The sequence below is a fragment of the Pseudomonas sp. H3_E04 genome, assembly GCF_054668915.1.
The window spans coordinates 185,078-206,869 of the sequence record NZ_CP162797.1; the positions used below are offsets into that span (position 1 = coordinate 185,078).

Here is a 21,792-nt window from a genome sequence, read left to right on the forward strand (position 1 = left end):
GACATGGCCGTGCAGGATCTGCTGTCCCAGGATGAAATCGATGCGCTGTTGCATGGCGTCGATGATGGTCTGGTACAGACCGATAATGCTGCCGAACCCGGCAGTGTCAAAAGCTACGACCTGACCAGCCAGGATCGCATCGTCCGTGGACGCATGCCGACTCTGGAAATGATCAACGAGCGCTTTGCCCGCTACACCCGCATCAGCATGTTCAACATGCTGCGCCGCTCGGCGGACGTGGCTGTCGGTGGCGTGCAGGTGATGAAGTTCGGTGAATACGTGCACTCGCTGTACGTGCCGACCAGCCTCAACCTGGTCAAGATCAAACCGCTGCGCGGCACCGCACTGTTCATCCTCGACGCCAAACTGGTGTTCAAGCTGGTGGACAACTTCTTCGGTGGTGACGGCCGTCACGCCAAGATCGAGGGGCGTGAATTCACTCCGACCGAACTGCGCGTGGTGCGCATGGTGCTCGAGCAGGCTTTCGTCGATCTGAAGGAAGCCTGGCAGGCGATCATGGAAGTCAATTTCGAGTACATCAACTCGGAAGTGAACCCGGCCATGGCCAACATCGTCGGCCCGAGCGAAGCGATTGTAGTCTCCACCTTCCACATCGAACTCGATGGCGGTGGCGGCGATCTGCACGTGACCATGCCGTACTCGATGATCGAGCCGGTGCGGGAAATGCTCGATGCCGGTTTCCAGTCCGACCTCGACGATCAGGACGAGCGCTGGGTCAACGCGCTGCGCCAGGACGTGCTCGATGTCGACGTGCCGATCGGTGCCACCGTGGCTCGCCGCCAGTTGAAGCTGCGCGACATCCTGCACATGCAACCGGGCGATGTGATCCCGGTCGAGATGCCGGAAGACATGATCATGCGCGCCAACGGCGTGCCGGCCTTCAAGGTCAAGATGGGCTCGCACAAAGGCAACCTCGCGTTGCAAGTGATCGAGCCGATCGAGCGTCGCTGAGGCGGCGCTTTTCACCCCCGTATTTAACTGAATTGTTGCCCGCCGAGGACACATGATGAACGACGATATGAACGCGCAGGACGACCAGGCACTGGCCGATGAATGGGCTGCGGCCCTGGAAGAAACCGGTGATGCCGGCCAGGCTGACATCGATGCACTGCTGGCCGCCGACGCCGGTACTTCCAGCTCCAACCGTCTGCCGATGGAAGAGTTCGGCAGCGTGCCGAAGAACAACGATCCGGTGACCCTCGACGGTCCGAACCTGGACGTGATCCTCGACATCCCGGTGTCGATCTCGATGGAAGTCGGCAGCACCGACATCAACATCCGCAACCTGCTGCAACTCAACCAGGGTTCGGTGATCGAGCTCGATCGTCTGGCCGGTGAACCGCTCGACGTGCTGGTCAACGGCACGCTGATCGCTCACGGCGAAGTAGTGGTGGTCAACGAGAAGTTCGGCATCCGCCTGACCGACGTGATCAGCCCAAGCGAACGCATCAAGAAGCTGCGCTGAGTGAAAAGGTTTCTCTGGGTGCTGCTGGCATGGCCGTTGAGCGTGCTGGCTGCCGAGCCGAGCGCAACCACCGCTGCGCCTGCCGCCACCGCGCCGATGGTCAACAGCGGCGTGGCCGGTCAGTTGACGCAACTGGTGTTCGGTTTGCTGCTGGTGCTGGGCTTGATCTTCTTCCTCGCGTGGCTCTTGCGCCGCGTGCAGCAGGCGGGGCCGGCGGGCAAGGGCCAGGTGATCGAGCTGATCGGTTCGCGCGCGCTCGGCCCGCGTGACCGCTTGATGCTGGTGCAGGTCGGCAACGAGCAGATTCTGCTCGGCCTCAGCCCCGGTACCATCACCGCGCTGCATGTGCTCAAAGAGCCGGTCGAAGTCCCCACTGCCAGCGAAAAAGCGACGCCGGAATTTGCTCAGCATCTGCTGAAAATTCTCGGCAAGGACCAAAAGGATACGAAGTAATGGGTGCGCTCCGCATCGTCTTGACGCTGCTCCTGTTGCTGGCCGCGCCGCTGGCGTTGGCCGCCGATCCGTTGTCGATCCCGGCGATCACGCTGGGCACCAATGCCGACGGCGCGCAGGAATATTCGGTCAGTCTGCAGATCCTGCTGATCATGACCGCGCTGAGTTTCATTCCGGCGGCGGTCATTCTGATGACCAGCTTCACGCGGATCATCATCGTCTTCTCGATCCTGCGTCAGGCCCTCGGCCTGCAACAGACGCCGTCGAACCAGATCCTCACCGGCATGGCGCTGTTCCTGACGCTGTTCATCATGGCGCCGGTGTTCGACCGGGTGAACAACGACGCGCTGCAACCGTATCTGGCCGAAACCCTCACCGCCCAGCAAGCGGTGGAAAAGGCCCAGGTGCCGATCAAGGACTTCATGCTCGCGCAGACTCGCAGCAGCGATCTGGAGCTGTTCATGCGCCTGTCCAAGCGCACCGACATTGCCAGCCCGGATCAGGCGCCGCTGACCATTCTGGTGCCGGCGTTCGTAACCTCCGAGCTTAAAACTGCGTTCCAGATCGGCTTCATGATCTTCATTCCGTTCCTGATCATCGACCTTGTGGTGGCGAGCGTGCTGATGGCCATGGGTATGATGATGCTCTCGCCGCTGATCATCTCGCTGCCGTTCAAGATCATGCTGTTCGTGCTGGTCGATGGCTGGGCGCTGATCATCGGTACTCTGGCCAGCAGTTTTGGAGGTGTTTCGCCATGACGCCGGAAGTCGCGGTCGATATCTTTCGTGAAGCCCTGTGGCTGACCACCATGATGGTCGCCATCCTGGTGGTGCCGAGCCTTTTGGTCGGCCTGCTGGTGTCGATGTTCCAGGCCGCCACGCAGATCAACGAACAGACCCTGAGCTTCCTGCCGCGTCTTCTGGTGATGCTGGTGACCCTGATCATCGGCGGTCCGTGGATCGTGCAGACGTTCATGGAATACATCATCCAGCTGTACAAAAACATTCCGATGGTCATCGGCTAAGCCATGCAATCGCTGCTTCAGCTGACCGACACCCAGATCAGCACCTGGGTGGCGTCGTTCATGTTGCCGCTGTTTCGCGTCGCCTCGATGCTGATGGTCATGCCGGTGTTCGGCACCACCCTGATCCCGCGCCGCGTGCGCCTGTATTTCGCCGTGGCGATCACCGTGGTCATCACCCCGGCGCTGCCGCCGATGCCCGCCGTCAGCCCGCTGGATCTCAGCGGCTTGCTGCTGATCGGCGAGCAGATTCTGGTCGGCGCCGTACTGGGTTTTTCCCTGCAATTATTCTTCCAGGCATTTGCCGTTGCCGGGCAGATTGTTGCGATCCAGATGGGCATGGGCTTCGCCTCGATGATCGACCCTACCAACGGCGTTTCGGTGGCGGTGATCGGGCAGTTCTTCACCATGCTGGTGACGCTGTTGTTCCTGTCGATGAACGGCCATCTGGTAGTGTTCGAAGTTCTCACTGAAAGCTTCACCACGCTGCCGGTCGGCGGCGGTTTGATGGTCGAGCATTACTGGGAACTGGCCGGCAAACTCGGCTGGGTCCTCGGCGCCGCGCTGCTGCTGGTGTTGCCGGCCGTCACCGCACTGTTGGTGGTCAACATCGCATTCGGCGTGATGACCCGCGCCGCGCCGCAACTGAACATCTTCTCGATCGGTTTTCCGCTGACCCTGGTGCTCGGCCTGTTCATCGTCTGGGTCGGCCTTGCGGACATTCTCAACCAGTATCAACCGCTGGCCAGCGAGGCCTTGCAGTTGCTACGCGAACTGGCACGGGCGCGCTGAGTCATGGCAGAGAGCGAGAGCGGTCAGGACAAAACAGAAGATCCCACGGAGAAACGCAAAAAGGACTCCCGTGAGAAGGGTGAGATTGCCCGTTCCAAAGAGCTCAATACCCTCGCCGTGATGATGGCCGGTGCCTCTGCGCTGCTGATTTTCGGCGGCATGCTTGCGCAAGAAATGATGGACGTGATGCGCCTGAACTTCACCCTGTCCCGCGAAGTGGTCATGGACCAGGGCGCCATGGGCCGGTTTCTGTTGGAGTCAGGGTTGATCGCCTTGCTGGCGATTCAGCCGGTGATGATCACCCTGTTGCTCGCCGCCATCATCGGGCCGATCTCCCTCGGCGGCTGGCTGTTCGCCGCAAGCTCCCTGGCGCCCAAATTCAGCCGGATGAACCCCGCCGCCGGCCTCAAACGGATGTTCTCGTTCAAGGCTGTGGTCGAACTGCTCAAGGCACTGGCCAAGTTTCTGATTACCTTGGGCGTGGCGCTGTTGGTGTTGTCCGCCGATGTCGACGACTTGCTGCGCATCGCCCACGAACCACTGGACATGGCGATCATTCACAGCGTTTTGCTGGTGGGCTGGAGCACGCTGTGGCTGGCCTGCGGTCTGATCATCATCGCCGCGGTCGACGTGCCGGTGCAGATCTGGGAGAGCATGAAGAAACTCAAGATGACCAAGCAGGAAGTGCGCGACGAGCACAAGGATCAGGAAGGCCGCCCCGAGGTCAAGCAACGCATTCGCCAGACCCAGCGCGAAATGTCCCAGCGCCGCATGATGGCAGCGATTCCCGAAGCCGACGTGGTCATCACCAACCCGACCCACTACGCCGTCGCGCTCAAGTACGACTCAGAGAAGGGCGGCGCACCGGTGCTGCTGGCCAAGGGCAGCGACTTCATCGCCCTGAAAATCCGCGAAATCGCAGTGGCCAACAACGTCATGCTGCTTGAATCGCCGGCGCTGGCGCGCTCGATCTATTACTCAACTGAGCTTGAGCAGGAAATTCCTGGTGGGCTGTATCTGGCAGTGGCGCAGGTATTGGCCTACGTCTATCAGATCCGCCAACACCAGGCGGGCAAGGGCAAGCGGCCGGATCCGCTCAAGGATGATTTGCCGATTCCGCCGGATCTGCGGCGCGATTCCTGACGGTTACCGTCTGTCTGGAAAACCTCTGAACCTGTCAAGTTTGACACTAGACGCCGCTCTGCAGCCGCGTTGCTATGCACGTGGGAATAATCCCTGGGCGCAGAGGCAAAGATCATGGCAGAGCGAATCTATAAAAAACTCGAAGGAATGACGCTGGACTACGTTTCAGGGCAACTGGAGGAAAACCCCAAAGAGCGGTTCATACGTTATACGGTGAGCTTTGACCTTGATCTCGACTTCACCCACTTCGTGCAGATGGCCAACGTCTATATCCCCGGTTATCTGAACAACCCGGTCAATGCCATCAGGCCTGAACTGGACGGATTGGCTTACCACTACTCCTACAACTATCTGTTCGATAGTGCGGGGAATATTCGCGACAAAATGGCCTTGTTCGAGCTGTTCACATCGCCACGTTATTACATGGATCAATGGGTCACCGGTGTTGAGTTGGCGGTACGCTACAGCAAGCCTGGGTTTGAGGTGGTCGGGGAAAAGTTGCGCGTCACTGCAAGCAGGGATTTGCGACTGGTGGACGAAAGTCGAACGATCAAGATCGCAGATTTACCTCTATTGCAGTTTCATTGGGCGTTAAACCTGTTGCAAAGTGACCTCACCGCTCCTGATATCACTGCCCCTGTGACCAAGGTCGTTCTTATGTACATGCATGAAGACCTCGTCGAGGTTGAAGGGCAATGGGTACTTCGTGGCGTGAAGTATGTCGATCGCAGCCAGCTGGCTTTCGGCGAAATCACGGCCAAGCAGATACTGACTGCGCAGTAGCCAAGTACTGCGCTTATCGATCCCACGCGAAGCGTGGGATCGATAAGCGTGACGCAGCGTTACTGCCGCAACTCCAGATTATCCAGCACCCGATTCACCGCCAGTTCGCCGAGCATGATCAACAGCGCAATCCCCATCAGCGTGCGTATTCCTCCCATACCTGGAATGGGTTCCCAGCGAGAGAACCCCGTTAAGGTGGCGCACGGATCGACTCAAAGGCGGTTTGCCCATTAGCCATTTTTCAGCCTCGATTCCTTAAGTCTACCGTTCATCTGAAACCCATCGATACCTGTCAGGTTTGACAGGTGTGCAAATACATCAACACAGATTCAATCACTCCATCACCCGACCGGAGTGCACGCCATGTACGCCAAATGCCCCGCATCTGCAGGCCCGTCGGAATTTCATTATTTCGTCGGCCTTGAACGTCGCTACACGACGTCTCAACGCTCTTGCAGAGGATTCGCCTGATGCCTTCTCACCAGCACTTCCGCTTCCCGCCCATCAAGGAAGGCAACGACACACTGGCCCTGCGCCCGCTGCTGATTCCAGGGTTGCTGGAACCAGTACAAGACGGCGATGGCGGCATCAACATCCAGGTGGCAACCGACGACCCCGAAGGTTTGCTGTGCGTGATCAATCCTTATCTGCCAGTGATGAGCGAGGGTGACAGGCTGGATATCTGGTGGAACGGCGCGAAAGTACTCGAACGATTCGTGACGGCCGACGAAGTCGATCAGCGGGTGTTCTTCTACTTGCCGACGCCTGCAGAGTCCGGGTGGGCCGAGGATTGCCACTACGTGCTGACCCGAGTGGGTGAAACCGAAGCCGAGCCCCCGTCGGCGTCCTTGCGGATAATGATCAAACTGTACAAGCCGGGGAACTTCGACAAGGAACCGCATAAAGAGGACGGCCATTCGGAATTGAACATCGTGCAATTGCCGCCCGAGGTGGTTGAACAGGGCGTGATCGATGCCGAATGGGCAAAAAAAGGCGTGTTGGCCACCATCCCCCACTACGTTTTTTGCACCCGCAACGATAAGGTCCGCCTGCTTATTGGCGATCATTTGCTTCCTGCTCACCTCATCACGCAGGAGCAAGCCGAAAACCGACAACCGATTGAAATCCTCATTGAACAGGCAGACATTCTCCGCGCTGGAGACGGTTTACAGCGGGAAATCAGATACGACATCAATGACGAAGCGTGGAACTGGGCCGACCGTCACTCCAAACGCACTTATGTCGATATCGACGCCGGCGGCTGGCGCCTGGAACCGCCGTTCATCAAGGAAGCCATCAATGGCGTCATCACTATCAGGGATTTGAACAAGCAGCCGGTCACCGTGCAGATTCATGTCAGTAGCAAGGACTTCAGTCTCGGCGATAACGTGCACATGACCTTCATCGGGCGGCCGCCGCGTAACGCTGAACCCATCTACTACTGCGAATCCCGTGAGATCACCAACGTTCCCTCAGTGCTGGAAATCAAGGTGCCCTATGACTTGATCAGGGCTATCGTTCTGGGACGCGCCGACGTCTCCTATATCCTCTATAAAAAGGACGGCGGCGACCCGCTCTCCTCCAAGCGCGCGTTTGCAACGGTAGAGGGCGACGTCAACATGCTGCCCGAGCCGAACATTCGCGAACTGCTGGGCGATACCCTCGAACCGGACGAACGTTTCGCCACAGTCGATGTGCGCTATGTCATGAAAAATGGCGACCTGATCTGCATGAGATGGTCCGGCATCCAGTCCAACGGCGACGGCTATCTGCATGAGGTTGCGCATATCGTCAGCGAGAACGAGGCCCGGGAAGGCCTGGTCACGCTATACGTCGACGCCGAGCACATCACTGTGCTCGAAAACGGCACGCTGGATCTTTACTACGTGGTCGCCAACGATGCACCGGGTCTTCTCGACGTCAGAGAATCCGAGCGCTTGCTGGCCAAGGTCGGGAAGATCCGGGCGACGCTACCCAAACCTGTGGTCGAGGAGGCTGAACCGCCGGGGGATGTGCTTGATCCGTCGAAGGTGTTCGACAACGTTCATCTACTGATCGGCGAGGCGAAGACGCTTGATAAGGACGTGCTGACCTATTACTGGCGCAGTCCCAATCCGTTCTCCAGTACCAGCGACTGGCTGCCGATTACCACCGTCAGTGCGGGCAAACCTGTGCGTTTCAGGGTCGACAAGGAATATGTCACGTCGAACATCGGGCAATATGTTGATGTGCGCTACGTGCTGTGGCGTGCGGCCTCGCAACGCTATGAATACTCGGCCACACTGGCGCTGTTGATCGTTGAGATAGTAGTGCCTGTGATCAATTCGGTTACTGATACCAGGGGTGAGTTAATTCCCGATAAGGGCATTACCTTCGACAACAGTGTAACGGTCAAGGGCACGGCCAGCTCCCATCTGACACTGCAGTTGTATGACGGCATTACGCCTATCACACCGATTGTGACAGTCGACGCCAGCGGTAACTGGACGTTGCCGTTGTCGGCACTGAGCGTCAGCGCTCACAGCATCACGGTCAAGGCGTTGTACGGCAGTAATCCGGTGTCGGCGGCGCGGACGTTTACCGTGGCGGTGGCGACGGCGCCGACCATTACCTCGGTCAGGGATTCCGTCGGTGAAATCGCGGCGGGTGGCACCACGTTCGATACGTCGGTCACGGTGAGCGGCAAGGCGTTCGCCAATCAGAAGGTCGAAATCTTCGACGGGGTCACCTCGAAAGGGGAGGCCCCAGTCAATGCCAACGGCGACTGGACGTTGCCGCTGTCGGCACTGAGCGCCAGCGCTCACAGCATCACGGTCAAGGCGTTGTACGGCAGTAATCCGGTGTCGGCGGCGCGGACGTTTACCGTGGCGGTGGCGACGGCGCCGACCATTACCTCGGTCAGGGATTCCAAAGGCGAGGTCGCGGCGGGTGGCACGACGTTCGATACCTCGGTCACGGTGAGCGGCAAGGCGTTCGCCAATCAGAAGGTCGAAATCTTCGACGGGGTCACCTCGAAAGGGGAGGCCCCAGTCAATGCCAGCGGCGACTGGACGTTGCCGTTGTCGGCACTGAGCGTCAGCGCTCACAGCATCACGGTCAAGGCGTTGTACGGCAGTAATCCGGTGTCGGCAGCGCGGACGTTTACCGTGGCGGTGGCGACGGCGCCGACCATTACCTCGGTCAGGGATTCCAAAGGCGAGGTCGCGGCGGGTGGCACGACGTTCGATACCTCGGTCACGGTGAGCGGCAAGGCATTTGCCAATCAGAAGGTCGAAATCTTCGACGGGGTCACCTCGAAAGGGGAGGCCCCAGTCAATGCCAGCGGCGACTGGACGTTGCCGTTGTCGGCACTGAGCGTCAGCGCTCACAGCATCACGGTCAAGGCGTTGTACGGCAGTAATCCGGTGTCGGCGGCGCGGACGTTTACCGTGGCGGTGGCGACGGCGCCGACCATTACCTCGGTCAGGGATTCCGTCGGTGAAATCGCGGCGGGTGGCACCACGTTCGATACGTCGGTCACGCTGAGCGGCAAGGCGTTCGCCAATCAGAAGGTCGAAATCTTCGACGGGGTCACCTCGAAAGGGGAGGCCCCAGTCAATGCCAGCGGCGACTGGACGTTGCCGCTGTCGGCACTGAGCGCCAGCGCTCACAGCATCACGGTCAAGGCGTTGTACGGCAGTAATCCGGTGTCGGCAGCGCGGACCTTTACCGTGGCGGTGGCCACGGCGCCGACCATTACCTCGGTCAGGGATTCCGTCGGTGAAATCGCGGCGGGTGGCACGACGTTCGATACGTCGGTCACGGTGAGCGGCAAGGCGTTCGCCAATCAGAAGGTCGAAATCTTCGACGGGGTCACCTCGAAAGGGGAGGCCCCAGTCAATGCCAGCGGCGACTGGACGTTGCCGCTGTCGGCACTGAGCGCCAGCGCTCACAGCATCACGGTCAAGGCGTTGTACGGCAGTAATCCGGTGTCGGCGGCGCGGACCTTTACCGTGGCGGTGGCCACGGCGCCGACCATTACCTCGGTCAGGGATTCCGTCGGTGAAATCGCGGCGGGTGGCACCACGTTCGATACCTCGGTCACGGTGAGCGGCAAGGCGTTCGCCAATCAGAAGGTCGAAATCTTCGACGGGGTCACCTCGAAAGGGGAGGCCCCAGTCAATGCCAGCGGCGACTGGACGTTGCCGCTGTCGGCACTGAGCGTCAGCGCTCACAGCATCACGGTCAAGGCGTTGTACGGCAGTAATCCGGTGTCGGCGGCGCGGACGTTTACCGTGGCGGCAGCTGTCACGCCAAGTGTTACCAGGGTGAGAGATTCTCAGGGTAACAACATTTCTCCCGGCAGCACGACCACTGCAACCACCGTGTATGTCAGTGGCAGTGCGTCAATAAATGCCAGCGTCGAAGTTCGCGATAACGGTAATGTGAAACAGAACGCACCGGTCAATAGCAGCGGTGGATGGGGAGAGGTCAGCTTCTCAGTGGGTGTCGGTACTCACAGCATTACCGCCAGAGCGCTCTATGGCAGTAATCCGGTGTCGAATGTCTGGTCGTTCGAAGTGAAATCCCCCGTTCCGCCACTAAGTTTTGGGCAGGATGTCGCTCTCTCCCTGACCACTTACCACGTTGCCCGGGGACGGCCGCCAACCAATCCGCCAGCTCATGCGACCTATACACGCACAGCGACGGGGGGGGAGCCGGGTTATAGCTATTCATCCAGCAACGCTAACGTCGCCGTGATTGATCAGAACGGCAGGGTGGTGCCAGTCGGGAACGGGCAGGCAGTTATGACGGCCACAGACAGCAAGGGCCGAACAGCCACTCATACGGTGACTATCTCGGGCATCAGGGTATGGGTTTGCCCTGGCGGTAACCACAATATGTATAACGGCCCCGCTGTCCTCGCAGCGCACGGCCTGCGCTTTCCGGTAATGGACGAACTGCGTCAGTTCTGGGCATCCTACGCAGCCCATCAACCTTCCGTCGCCTATTTCGTTGGTTGGTCGGCCTCGCCTTCTCCCGATCTCAATAGTGCGTTCTGGTCCGGTGAGATTCATTCCAGCAACCATTGGTGGAGGAAAAATCTCAACAACGGCGGTGAGGACGGAGGAATCAATTTTGGTTATAACAATCTGGCCGGAATAGTCATCTAGCTTGTTGTGTTAGCGGTCGATTGGCGGGTGGGTGCATTTAAACTCCCCGCCGGGCCTGGGCACGACTTCTGACATAGGTGCTGAGCATCTGATCCTTTCAGCTCTGGTTTTGCGGTTTTTTTACCAATCTGTAGGGGCGAGCTTGCTCGCGATGTGGCGATAGCGTGGGTTTATGGGCAAGTGCTTTGCACTAAGTCCGGCCCGCGCAATCGAGCGTTTACCGGATGCTCCGATAACTCTCTGTTTTCTACCCCCTGAAGGTTGGAATGCTTTTTGCGGCAGCCGTGCGTCCGTTCGTAGGCATAAAAAACGCAGGGGTAACGGTTATCGGCTTGATCCCGATAGCTGACATCTCCGTCGGAGAAAAACCCTATCCGACGGCTATCACGCCCCCAAGGCGCACAAGCCGGCGGATTCTGGCTTGGCTGTAGGTAATGGCGCAAGGATTTGTAGCCTTGAGACCGTGTCTGCAGGTGTCTTTTAAACACCTGAGTTTAAAAGGCGATTAGCGCTGCCTTCACTGGCCCCTTCGCGAGCAGGCTCGCTCCCACAAGGAAATGCATTCCACAAGGTGGGAGAGCCTGCTCGCGAAGGGACATGCCGGTCAGCGGAGTGGTTATATAAATCCGTCCCGCAATGGGTCGTATTTCAAGATTATTTGAGCTAAAGATCGCCGCGTTCGACAGTCCTGTAGCCATTGTCGAAGTCGGCGATCTTTTCTTTCACTCCTGATAAAGCACATACATGCCGTTGGCAGCGGTTGCCAATACCTCCCTCAGATCGGTCTTGCCTGTATCAATAAAACGCACAGCCTCCAGACTCCCGGCATCCAGAACCCATATACGACCGGAGGTGTATGACACGACGAATATCTGTTTGCCGTCTGCGCTGACCGATACGTGCCGGGGGGATTTCTCGCTCGAGGAAGCCTTGATGACCTTATGCGTTGTCGTATCAATCAGCAAAATTTGACTGGATGTTATGTCAGCGACGTACAGGTGAGCGCCGTCGGGGCTCAGAGCCATTGAGTACGCGAGTCCGGGGATCGAGATTCTTGCTACGAGCCTCCAGCTATCGGTGTCGATTACGTCAATGGCTGTAGGGTCGGCATTGGCTTGCGCATCACCCACATTGGCCAGGTACAAACGCGGTTGCTTGGGGTTGGCTGCAAGTTCGTAAGGCCATGGTTCGATCACCAGTGTCTTGGTGACTGTCTGGGTGGAGGCGTCGATTGCTTTCAGAAACCCTTTTACTGAATGCGGTTCCAGAGTGCCGCAGGCGTAAAGGGTTCGGCCGTTTGAACTTCCCACCATAAAAGGCGTACTGCCTCCGAGATCGGCGCCTTGGCTCAATTTATGGGTTTGGGTGTTGATCTGCCAAATATGCTGCGAGTAGCGACTGTGGACATATGCCCGAGAGCCGTCGGGTGTCAGGCTTGCCAACTGTTCACCGCCCACTTTTGGCGAATAGCTGTGAACGATGGCGTGGGTTCGAGTATCCATGGCACGGATATAGCTGATGCTGCCGTCGTAGGTGGACACAAAATACAACAAAGAAGCATCCGGACTGAGCCTGAGGCCATGCAGGCCCTTGATCATCACGATGTTTTCGTTGGGCAATTCAAGTTGGTACGCAGCTACATCGGTTGAGTGGTTCATGGCCGGGATCCTTGAGCCTTGGGAGACTCGCAGTAGGCCATAGGTTCGCGCGCCTGCCACCTGTCAGGTCTGACAGTTGTGACCCTCTTTCAGATCGACGATCACGCATGATCGACCTGCATTCGACTGATAAGCAGGGCGGCATGGTTTTATCCCTGATCCACTTGAGAACCGGCCTCCCAAGTGATCATCGTCGCGAGCAAGACATGTCTCACAAAGGGTGCATGCTAGCGGCAAGTTTTGTGGTGCCTCGGCACCTATGGGAGCGGGCTTGCTCGCGAAGGGGTCATTGCGACTTCAACAAATCCCCCCGCCAAATCCCCTCGTTTTCAATCCACCGCAAAAGTTGGAAAGCTTCTTGCAGTAGCCGCCCTGCGCCCGTTCGGGGCGTCAAAAGTTTGCTTTAAAGGAACGGGGAAAACCGGTGGATCGCACTCAGTTATTCAATACAGCACGCACCAACGTTGCCGACCTCAGTCGAGGCAATCTGGGCGTGCCGTTGTTGCTGCTGGTCATGCTGGCGATGATGATGTTGCCGGTGCCGCCGTTCCTGCTCGACGTCTTCTTCACCTTCAACATTGCCCTGTCGATCGTCGTCCTGCTGGTCTGCGTGTATGCGCTGCGGCCACTGGATTTCGCTGTGTTCCCGACCATTCTGCTGGTGGCAACGCTACTGCGCCTGGCGTTGAACGTGGCCTCGACGCGGGTGGTGATGCTCCACGGTCAGGACGGCCACGCCGCTGCCGGTAAGGTGATTCAGGCCTTCGGTGAGGTGGTGATCGGCGGTAACTACGTGGTCGGTATCGTGGTCTTCGCGATTCTGATGATCATCAACTTCGTCGTGGTGACCAAGGGTGCCGGGCGGATTTCCGAAGTGAGCGCGCGCTTCACCCTCGATGCGATGCCCGGCAAACAAATGGCGATCGACGCCGACCTCAACGCCGGCCTGATCGACCAGAATCAAGCCAAGTCGCGCCGTCAGGAAGTCGCCCAAGAGGCCGAGTTCTACGGTTCGATGGACGGTGCCAGCAAGTTCGTCCGCGGTGACGCCATCGCCGGCCTGCTGATTCTGTTCATCAACCTCATTGGCGGCATGGCCGTGGGTATCTTCCAGCACGGCATGAGCTTCGGCGATGCGGGCAAGGTTTACGCCTTGCTGACCATCGGTGACGGTTTAGTGGCGCAATTGCCATCACTGTTGTTATCTACAGCAGCGGCGATCATGGTGACCCGTGCGTCCGGCTCGGAAGACATGGGCAAGCAGATCAACCGCCAGATGTTCGCCTCGCCGAAAGCGCTGGCCGTGGCCGCTGGTTTGATGGCGGTGATGGGCCTGGTGCCGGGCATGCCGCACTTCTCCTTCCTGAGCATGGCTGCGCTGGCCGCAGGCGGCGCGTACCTGTTCTGGAAGAAGCAGAACGTCGCCAAGGTCGTGGCGCTGGAAGAGGTCAAGCGTCAGCAGGAACTGCTGCCGTCGCCGGCCCGCGCCATGGAAACCAAAGAACTGGGCTGGGACGACGTTACGCCGATCGACATGATTGGTCTGGAAGTCGGCTATCGCCTGATCCCTCTGGTGGACCGCAATCAGGGTGGGCAATTGCTCGCGCGGATCAAGGGCGTGCGCAAGAAGCTCTCGCAGGATCTGGGCTTCCTGATGCCGACCGTGCACATCCGCGACAACCTCGATCTGGCGCCGAGCGCGTATCGCCTGACCCTGATGGGGGTGATTCTGGCCGAGGCCGAGATCTACCCGGATCGCGAACTGGCGATCAACCCGGGCCAGGTCTACGGCTCGCTCAACGGGATCAACGCCAAAGATCCGGCTTTCGGCCTCGAGGCGGTGTGGATCGAAATCAGCCAGCGCGCCCAGGCGCAATCGCTCGGCTACACCGTGGTTGACGCCAGCACCGTGGTCGCCACGCACTTGAACCAGATTCTGTACAAGCACTCCAGTGAGCTGATCGGCCACGAGGAAGTGCAGCAACTCATGCAATTGCTGGCCAAGAGCTCGCCGAAACTGGCAGAAGAGCTGGTACCGGGCGTGGTTTCGCTGTCGCAGTTGCTCAAGGTTCTGCAAGCGCTGCTCGCCGAGCACGTGCCGGTGCGCGACATCCGCAGCATCGCCGAAGCGATCGCGAACAACGCCGCGAAGAGTCAAGATACCGCCGCGCTGGTCGCCGCTGTGCGGGTCGGCGTATCCCGTGCAATCGTCCAAAGCATTGTAGGTACTGAGTCCGAGCTGCCTGTGATCACATTGGAACCAAGGTTGGAACAGATATTGCTCAATAGTCTGCAGAAGGCAGGACAAGGCTCGGAAGAGGGCGTCCTGCTGGAGCCGAGCATGGCCGAGAAGCTGCAACGTTCGTTGATCGAAGCGGCCCAGCGTCAGGAAATGCAAGGCCAACCGGTGATCCTGCTGGTAGCAGGCCCGATTCGCGCGATGCTCTCGCGCTTCGGTCGCCTCGCGGTGCCAGGGCTGCATGTGCTGGCCTACCAGGAAGTACCGGACAACAAGCAAGTGACCATCGTTGCGACAGTAGGGCCCAACGGCTGAGGTAGTGGTTTATGCAAGTTAAGCGTTTTTTCGCCGCCGATATGCGTCAGGCCATGAAGCTGGTTCGCGATGAGCTGGGCGCTGATGCCGCCATCATCGGCAACCGCCGCATTGCCGGCGGCGTCGAGTTGACGGCGGCTCTGGATTACAAATTGTCGGCGCTGGCGCCACGGGTTCCGAACATGGAACTCGAAGACGAGCTGCGCAAGACCCAATCGCGCATCGTCACTGCCCAGGCCGAGCTGAGCCTGCGTGGCGAAGCCGACGGCAACACCAATCAGCAATTGTTTGCCGGGCTGCCATTGACCGCAGGCCTGCCGTTGACCGCTGCCGAGCCGCTGAGCGAGCCGACCTACGCCGCACCGACGCGTCCGGCCGCAGCACCTGCGCAGGCCTCGGCAGGTGTCGATCCGCGTGCGCTGGATTCGATGCGTTTTGAATTGAACAGCCTGCGCGAGTTGATGGAAGTGCAACTCGGCACCCTGGCCTGGAATCAGCTGCAAGGCAGCCGTCCGGCCCAGGCCAATCTGTATCGCCGTCTGCAGCGTATTGGCCTGTCCGGCCCGCTGTCGCGCGACCTGTTGGCGCTGATCACCGATATCGAAGAACCCCGTCAGGCCTGGCGCATGCTGCTGGCGCACCTGGCGCGGATGATTGCCGTACCGGAAGTCGAGCCGCTGGAAGAGGGCGGTGTGATTGCCATGGTCGGCCCCGCCGGCATGGGCAAGACCACCACGCTGGCCAAGCTCGCCGCGCGTTATGTGCTCAAGTACGGCGCGCAGAATGTTGCGCTGGTCAGTATGGACAGCTTCCGCATCGGCGCGCAGGAACAACTGAAAACCCTCGGGCGCATCCTCAACGTGCCGGTGACGCACGTCGATCCCGGCCAGTCGCTGGTGCAGGCATTGGATCCACTGCTACGCAAACGCGTGGTTTTGATCGATACTGCCGGGCTGCAAGCCAGTGATCCGGCGTTGCGCATGCAGCTCGAGAGCCTGGCCGGGCGTGGCATTCGCTCAAAAAATTATCTGGTCCTGGCAACCACCAGCCAGAAACAGGTTCTAACCGCCGCTTATCACAGTTACAAGCGTTGCGGGCTCGCCGGTTGCATCCTGACTAAACTGGATGAAACGGCCAGTCTCGGCGAAGTGTTGAGCCTGGCGATCAGTCATGAATTGCCGGTCGCGTACCTGACCGATGGCCCACGGATTCCGGATGATCTGCATCTGCCGCGCCGTCATCAACTGGTCAGCCGCGCCGTCAGCGTGCAAATGCAGGAAGAACCCAGCGAAGAAGCCATGGCTGACATGTTCGCTGATATCTATCACAGCCCGACCAAGCAGGTTGGCTGAGGTAATCATGAACAGTTTTTGTACCTACATCGATGGTCTGCCACGCATTGTTCCGATCGTGAACGCGCAGCCAGTAATGTGGCCTCCGTCTATGCAAGACAAGGTAAAGAAATAACATGGGCAGCATGCATCCCGTACAGGTGATCGCGGTGACCGGCGGCAAAGGTGGCGTCGGCAAGACTAACGTGTCAGTGAACTTGTCGCTGGCGCTGGCAGAGCTTGGCCGTCGGGTCATGCTGCTGGACGCCGACCTGGGCCTGGCCAACGTCGACGTTCTGCTGGGGCTGACACCCAAGCGCACACTGGCCGACGTCATCGAAGGCCGTTGCGAACTGCGCGACGTGCTGTTGCAGGGCCCGGGCGGGATTCGCATCGTGCCGGCGGCCTCCGGCACGCAGAGCATGGTGCACCTGAGCCCGGCGCAACACGCTGGCCTGATCCAGGCGTTCAGCGACATCGGCGACAATCTCGACGTGCTGGTGATCGACACCGCTGCGGGCATTGGTGACTCGGTAGTCAGTTTCGTGCGCGCCGCCCAGGAAGTGTTGCTGGTGGTCTGCGACGAGCCGACTTCGATCACCGACGCTTACGCGCTGATCAAGTTGCTCAACCGCGACTACGGCATGAACCGCTTCCGCGTGCTGGCCAACATGGCGCAGAGCCCGCAGGAAGGGCGCAACCTGTTCGCCAAGTTGACCAAGGTCACGGATCGCTTCCTCGACGTCGCCCTACAATACGTCGGCGCCGTGCCGTACGACGAAAGCGTGCGCAAAGCGGTGCAGAAGCAGCGCGCCGTCTACGAAGCCTTTCCCCGTTCCAAGTGCGCGCTGGCCTTCAAGGCCATTGCCCAGAAGGTCGACACCTGGCCGCTGCCGGCCAACCCGCGCGGGCACCTGGAATTTTTCGTCGAGCGTCTCGTGCAGCAAACCGCAGGGCCTGTGATATGACCGCCAGTGGCATGAATCTTTACAAAAAGTCGGCGCGTGACGCGCAATACGAATTGATCGAGCGCTACGCGCCACTGGTCAAGCGCATTGCCTATCACTTGCTGGCGCGCCTGCCGGCCAGCGTGCAGGTCGAAGACCTGATCCAGGCCGGGATGATCGGTTTGCTGGAAGTCTCGACCAAATACGACGCCAGCAAAGGCGCCAGTTTCGAAACGTACGCGGGCATTCGAATCCGCGGCGCGATGCTCGATGAAGTGCGCAAAGGGGACTGGGCGCCACGCTCGGTTCACCGTAATACCAGGATGGTCAGCGACGCGATTCGCTCGATTGAAGCTAAAACCGGCCGTGACGCTAAAGATCACGAGGTTGCGGCCGAACTCCAATTGAGTCTCGACGATTACTACGGGATTCTGAATGACACCTTGGGCAGTCGCCTGTTCAGTTTCGACGACCTGCTGCAGGACGGCGAACACGAAGGGCTGCACGAGGATGGCGCGAGTGCTCATATGGAGCCGTCACGCGATCTGGAAGATGAACGCTTCCAGGCGGCGCTGGCGGACGCGATTGCCAATTTGCCGGAGCGTGAGCGACTGGTGTTGGCGCTGTACTACGACGAAGAGCTGAACCTCAAGGAAATCGGTGAAGTCCTTGGCGTCAGTGAATCGCGGGTCAGCCAGTTACACAGCCAGTGCGCGGCCCGTCTGCGGGGGCGTTTGGGGGAGTGGCGAGCGCGCTGAAGGCAGTGTGGGGACACTGCGAAACGAGGCTGGTGCGGTGATGAACGGCGCCGGTCTCGATCCGTTGTGCTCCAGACAAACTTCGAGTGCTATGCCGATTGATTGAAGTGGCGCGTCCAGGTGCTGGGCGCGTTTAAGACTGCTTGGAGGTCGAATTGAACAAAGACATGAAAATCCTCATCGTTGATGACTTCTCAACGATGCGGCGGATCATCAAGAACCTGCTGCGCGATCTTGGGTTCACCAACACCGTCGAGGCCGACGATGGCACCACTGCCATTCCGGTGCTCAACAGCGGCAGCATCGACTTTCTGGTAACGGACTGGAACATGCCGGGCATGACCGGTATCGACCTGCTGCGTCACGTGCGCGCCGATGAAAAACTCAAGCACCTCCCGGTGTTGATGGTGACTGCTGAAGCCAAGCGCGAGCAGATCATCGAGGCCGCTCAGGCCGGTGTGAACGGTTACGTGGTCAAACCTTTCACGGCTCAAGCGTTGAAAGACAAAATCGAGAAGATTTTCGAACGCATCGGCTGATGAATGCGCGGGGGAGCTATGGAGCATAACGAATCATCACAGGGCGATTTCGAATCGACCCTGAAAAAACACGCGGTCGAACTGGTCGAGAGCCTTGAAAAAGGCAAGTTCGGCGACGCGGTGCAACTGATCCATGAGCTCAATCAGACCCGTGACCGCGGCCTGTATCAGGAAGTGGGCAAGCTCACACGTGAACTGCACAGTGCGATCGTCAATTTCCAGATCGATCCGCACATGCCGCAGGCCGAGGAAGTGTCGCAAATCACCGACGCCACCGAACGCCTGGGCTATGTGGTCAAGCTGACGGAAGCCGCGGCCAACCGCACCATGGATCTGGTGGAAAGCGCCACGCCGGTGGTCAACAGTCTCGCTGATGAAGCGCAGACGTTGAGCGCCGATTGGGGCCGCTTCATGCGTCGCGAGGTCGGGGCTGAAGAGTTCCGCGAACTGGCGCGCCGGGTCGACGGTTTTCTGTCACGCAGCAGCACGGACAACCGTGCGGTGTCGAGCAACCTCAACGACATCCTGCTGGCTCAGGATTACCAGGACCTCACAGGTCAAGTGATCAAGCGTGTGACCCAACTGGTCACCGAAGTCGAAAGCAATCTGCTCAAACTCGTGCTCATGGCCAGTCAGGTCGACCGCTTTGCGGGCATCGAACATGACCGCGCTGCAATGCTTGCTGAAAAAGATCCACAAAAACATCTCTCGCAGGGTGAAGGTCCGCAGATTCATGCCGATAAACGAGAAGACGTTGTGTCCGGTCAGGACGATGTGGACGATTTGTTATCCAGCCTTGGATTCTAGAGTTTCGGAATTCGGGTTTTTTGGGTTTTTAGACCTGTAGGAGCACCCCATTAATGAGCTTCGGCGCCGATGAAGAGATCCTTCAGGATTTCCTGGTTGAGGCCGGCGAGATTCTTGAGCAACTGTCCGAACAACTGGTCGAGCTGGAAAGCCGCCCGGATGATGCAGATCTGCTCAATGCAATTTTTCGCGGTTTCCACACTGTAAAAGGGGGCGCCGGCTTCCTTCAGCTCAATGAGCTGGTGGAGTGCTGTCACATCGCCGAAAACGTGTTCGACATCCTGCGCAAGGGTGAGCGTCGCGTTGATGCAGAACTGATGGACGTGGTGCTCGAAGCACTGGACGCGGTGAACAGCATGTTCAGCGAAGTCCGTGAGCGTGCACCGATCACCGCTGCCACGCCGGAACTGCTGGCCGCACTGGCGCGTCTGGCCGAGCCGCAATCGGCGGATGAAGCCGTTGCCGCACCGGTAGAAGCGGTGGAAGAACCGGTCGCTGAAAGCGCATCGGAAGACATCACCGATAACGAATTCGAACAACTGCTGGACTCGCTGAATGCCGTCAAGGCCCAGGCCGAGGCCCCGGCTGCTGTTGTTGCTCCAGCGCCGGTTGCCGACACGGCGGCGAGCGATGAAATCACCGACGCCGAATTTGAATCGCTGCTCGATCAGCTGCACGGCAAGGGCCAGTTTGCTGTCGATGCGGTCGCTCCGGCGCCAGCACCGGCGGCTCCGGCCGCGCCTGCTGCGGGCGACAGCTCGGACATCACCGACGACGAATTCGAAGCCTTGCTCGATCAGTTGCATGGCAAGGGCAACTTCGCCGTTGACGCGCTGGAATCGGCTATCGCTTCGGCTCCGTCAGCACCTGCTGCACCGGCAGCCGCTGCGGCCGGCAGTGACCTGATCAGCGATCACGAATTCGAATCGCTGCTCGACGAACTGCACGGCAAAGGCAAGTTTGACGCCAGCGCGGCGACTGTCGGCTCTGCGTCGAGCGTCGCCACGCCAGCGGCGAAAGCTCCGGCTGCCGCTGCTGCGCCGAAGCCTGCGGCCAAGCCTGAAGCGAAAGCAGAGGCGCCGAAACCGGCCGCCGCTGCTGCACCGGCTACGGCCCGTGCGCCAGCTGCTGCCCCGGCAGAAAAACCGGCCAGCGAAGCGGAAACCACCGTACGCGTCGACACCGCGCGGCTCGACGAGATCATGAACATGGTCGGCGAGTTGGTGCTGGTGCGTAACCGTCTGGTGCGCCTGGGCCTCAACAGCGGCGACGAAGCCATGTCCAAGGCCGTGTCGAACCTCGACGTGGTCACCGCTGACCTGCAGACCGCCGTGATGAAGACGCGGATGCAGCCGATCAAGAAGGTCTTCGGGCGCTTCCCGCGTCTGGTTCGCGACCTCGCACGTCAGCTCAAGAAAGAGATCAACCTGGAACTGGTGGGTGAAGAAACCGACCTCGACAAAAACCTTGTCGAGGCTCTGGCCGACCCGCTGGTCCACTTGGTGCGCAACGCCGTCGACCATGGCATCGAGTCGCCGGAAGAACGTGAAGCATCGGGCAAGGCCCGTGGCGGACGCGTGGTGCTGGCGGCCGAGCAGGAAGGCGACCACATCCTGCTGTCGATCTCCGACGACGGCAAAGGCATGGACCCGAACGTCCTGCGTTCGATCGCGGTGAAACGCGGCGTGATGGACAAGGACGCGGCCGATCGCCTGAGCGATACCGAGTGCTACAACCTGATTTTCGCTCCGGGTTTCTCGACCAAGACCGAGATCTCCGACGTGTCCGGCCGTGGTGTCGGCATGGACGTGGTGAAGACCAAGATTTCCCAGCTCAACGGTTCGATCAACATCTATTCGACCAAGGGCCAGGGCTCGAAGATCGTCATCAAGGTGCCGCTGACCCTGGCGATCATGCCGACGCTGATGGTCATGCTCGGCAATCAGGCCTTTGCGTTCCCGCTGGTCAACGTCAACGAAATCTTCCACCTCGACCTGTCGACCACCAATGTCGTCGACGGTCAGGAAGTGGTGATCGTGCGCGACAAGGCGCTGCCATTGTTCTACCTCAAGCGCTGGCTGGTCAGTTCCGCCGCTCACGAAGAGCAGCGCGAAGGCCATGTGGTGATTCTTTCGGTGGGCACTCAGCGGATCGGCTTCGTCGTCGATCAACTGGTCGGCCAGGAAGAAGTGGTCATCAAGCCATTGGGCAAAATGCTCCAGGGAACTCCGGGCATGTCCGGCGCCACCATCACCGGTGACGGCCGCATTGCGCTGATTCTCGATGTTCCAAGCATGCTCAAGCGTTACGCCACAAAGCGTATTTGAATCCGGGGCGGCGGCGCGATGACGCGCCGCTGCACCTAAT

Annotated in this window: 17 protein-coding genes and 1 pseudogene; 16 read left to right on the forward strand and 2 right to left on the reverse strand. The window is 59.4% G+C overall.

The annotated features are described in order from the left end of the window. Window positions 1-3: 3 nt before the first annotated feature. The 8 genes from fliM (at window position 4) to AB4N53_RS00885 (ending at window position 5,678) form a co-directional block, all read left to right on the forward strand. Window positions 4-972 carry a flagellar motor switch protein FliM gene (gene fliM / locus AB4N53_RS00850; RefSeq protein ID WP_003222890.1) on the forward strand — a complete coding sequence of 323 codons (969 nt, stop codon included), beginning with the start codon at window positions 4-6 and terminating at the stop codon, window positions 970-972. 55 nt (window positions 973-1,027) lie between these two features. Continuing rightward, complete coding sequence (gene fliN / locus AB4N53_RS00855; RefSeq protein ID WP_016771070.1) at window positions 1,028-1,486, forward strand: flagellar motor switch protein FliN; 459 nt, start codon at window positions 1,028-1,030, stop codon at window positions 1,484-1,486. After that, window positions 1,487-1,939 (forward strand): flagellar biosynthetic protein FliO, encoded by a 453-nt coding sequence (gene fliO / locus AB4N53_RS00860; protein WP_024012109.1) that lies wholly within the window; start codon window positions 1,487-1,489, stop codon window positions 1,937-1,939. Beyond that, window positions 1,939-2,697, forward strand: a complete 759-nt coding sequence (fliP, locus tag AB4N53_RS00865; protein ID WP_460117487.1) for a flagellar type III secretion system pore protein FliP — start codon at window positions 1,939-1,941, stop codon at window positions 2,695-2,697. Before fliO ends, fliP begins: the two co-directional genes overlap by 1 nt. Beyond that, window positions 2,694-2,963, forward strand: coding sequence for a flagellar biosynthesis protein FliQ (fliQ, locus tag AB4N53_RS00870; RefSeq protein WP_016771067.1), 270 nt, complete (start codon window positions 2,694-2,696; stop codon window positions 2,961-2,963). The genes fliP and fliQ overlap by 4 nt, the downstream gene beginning before the upstream one ends. Before the next feature lie 3 nt (window positions 2,964-2,966). Continuing rightward, the gene (fliR, locus tag AB4N53_RS00875) at window positions 2,967-3,752 is read left to right on the forward strand and encodes a flagellar biosynthetic protein FliR (protein WP_460117489.1); all 786 of its coding nucleotides are present in this window, start codon (window positions 2,967-2,969) and stop codon (window positions 3,750-3,752) included. A gap of 3 nt (window positions 3,753-3,755) precedes the next feature. Further along, window positions 3,756-4,895 (forward strand): flagellar biosynthesis protein FlhB, encoded by a 1,140-nt coding sequence (flhB, locus tag AB4N53_RS00880; protein ID WP_016771065.1) that lies wholly within the window; start codon window positions 3,756-3,758, stop codon window positions 4,893-4,895. A 114-nt stretch (window positions 4,896-5,009) separates the two neighbouring features. Beyond that, a complete protein-coding gene (locus tag AB4N53_RS00885; protein WP_460117491.1) occupies window positions 5,010-5,678 on the forward strand; it encodes a hypothetical protein in 669 nt (222 codons plus the stop codon). 59 nt (window positions 5,679-5,737) lie between these two features. Here the strand turns inward: AB4N53_RS00885 and AB4N53_RS00890 are convergent. After that, window positions 5,738-5,824, reverse strand: a pseudogene (locus AB4N53_RS00890) (DUF6124 family protein); the annotation flags it as partial. Between the two features lie 324 nt (window positions 5,825-6,148). Here AB4N53_RS00890 and AB4N53_RS00895 point away from each other — a divergent pair. After that, a complete protein-coding gene (locus tag AB4N53_RS00895) occupies window positions 6,149-10,831 on the forward strand; it encodes a hypothetical protein (RefSeq protein WP_460117493.1) in 4,683 nt (1,560 codons plus the stop codon). Between the two features lie 722 nt (window positions 10,832-11,553). Here the strand turns inward: AB4N53_RS00895 and AB4N53_RS00900 are convergent. Further along, on the reverse strand, window positions 11,554-12,489 hold the full coding sequence (locus AB4N53_RS00900) for a YncE family protein (RefSeq protein WP_460117495.1): 936 nt from the start codon (window positions 12,487-12,489) through the stop codon (window positions 11,554-11,556). A gap of 424 nt (window positions 12,490-12,913) precedes the next feature. Here AB4N53_RS00900 and flhA point away from each other — a divergent pair, with 424 nt between their 5' ends. The 7 genes from flhA (at window position 12,914) to AB4N53_RS00935 (ending at window position 21,752) form a co-directional block, all read left to right on the forward strand. After that, window positions 12,914-15,043, forward strand: coding sequence for a flagellar biosynthesis protein FlhA (gene flhA, locus AB4N53_RS00905; RefSeq protein ID WP_016771062.1), 2,130 nt, complete (start codon window positions 12,914-12,916; stop codon window positions 15,041-15,043). A gap of 11 nt (window positions 15,044-15,054) precedes the next feature. Further along, complete coding sequence (gene flhF / locus AB4N53_RS00910; RefSeq protein WP_415763314.1) at window positions 15,055-16,395, forward strand: flagellar biosynthesis protein FlhF; 1,341 nt, start codon at window positions 15,055-15,057, stop codon at window positions 16,393-16,395. A 116-nt stretch (window positions 16,396-16,511) separates the two neighbouring features. After that, entirely contained in the window at window positions 16,512-17,342 is an 831-nt protein-coding gene (fleN, locus tag AB4N53_RS00915; RefSeq protein WP_016771060.1) for a flagellar synthesis regulator FleN, read from the forward strand. Then, window positions 17,339-18,079, forward strand: coding sequence for an RNA polymerase sigma factor FliA (gene fliA / locus AB4N53_RS00920; RefSeq protein ID WP_016771059.1), 741 nt, complete (start codon window positions 17,339-17,341; stop codon window positions 18,077-18,079). The genes fleN and fliA overlap by 4 nt, the downstream gene beginning before the upstream one ends. A gap of 167 nt (window positions 18,080-18,246) precedes the next feature. Next, on the forward strand, window positions 18,247-18,618 hold the full coding sequence (locus AB4N53_RS00925; RefSeq protein WP_024012118.1) for a chemotaxis response regulator CheY: 372 nt from the start codon (window positions 18,247-18,249) through the stop codon (window positions 18,616-18,618). A gap of 18 nt (window positions 18,619-18,636) precedes the next feature. Continuing rightward, window positions 18,637-19,425, forward strand: a complete 789-nt coding sequence (locus AB4N53_RS00930) for a protein phosphatase CheZ (RefSeq protein WP_016771058.1) — start codon at window positions 18,637-18,639, stop codon at window positions 19,423-19,425. Between the two features lie 53 nt (window positions 19,426-19,478). Next, entirely contained in the window at window positions 19,479-21,752 is a 2,274-nt protein-coding gene (locus tag AB4N53_RS00935) for a chemotaxis protein CheA (protein ID WP_460117498.1), read from the forward strand. Window positions 21,753-21,792 lie beyond the last annotated feature (40 nt).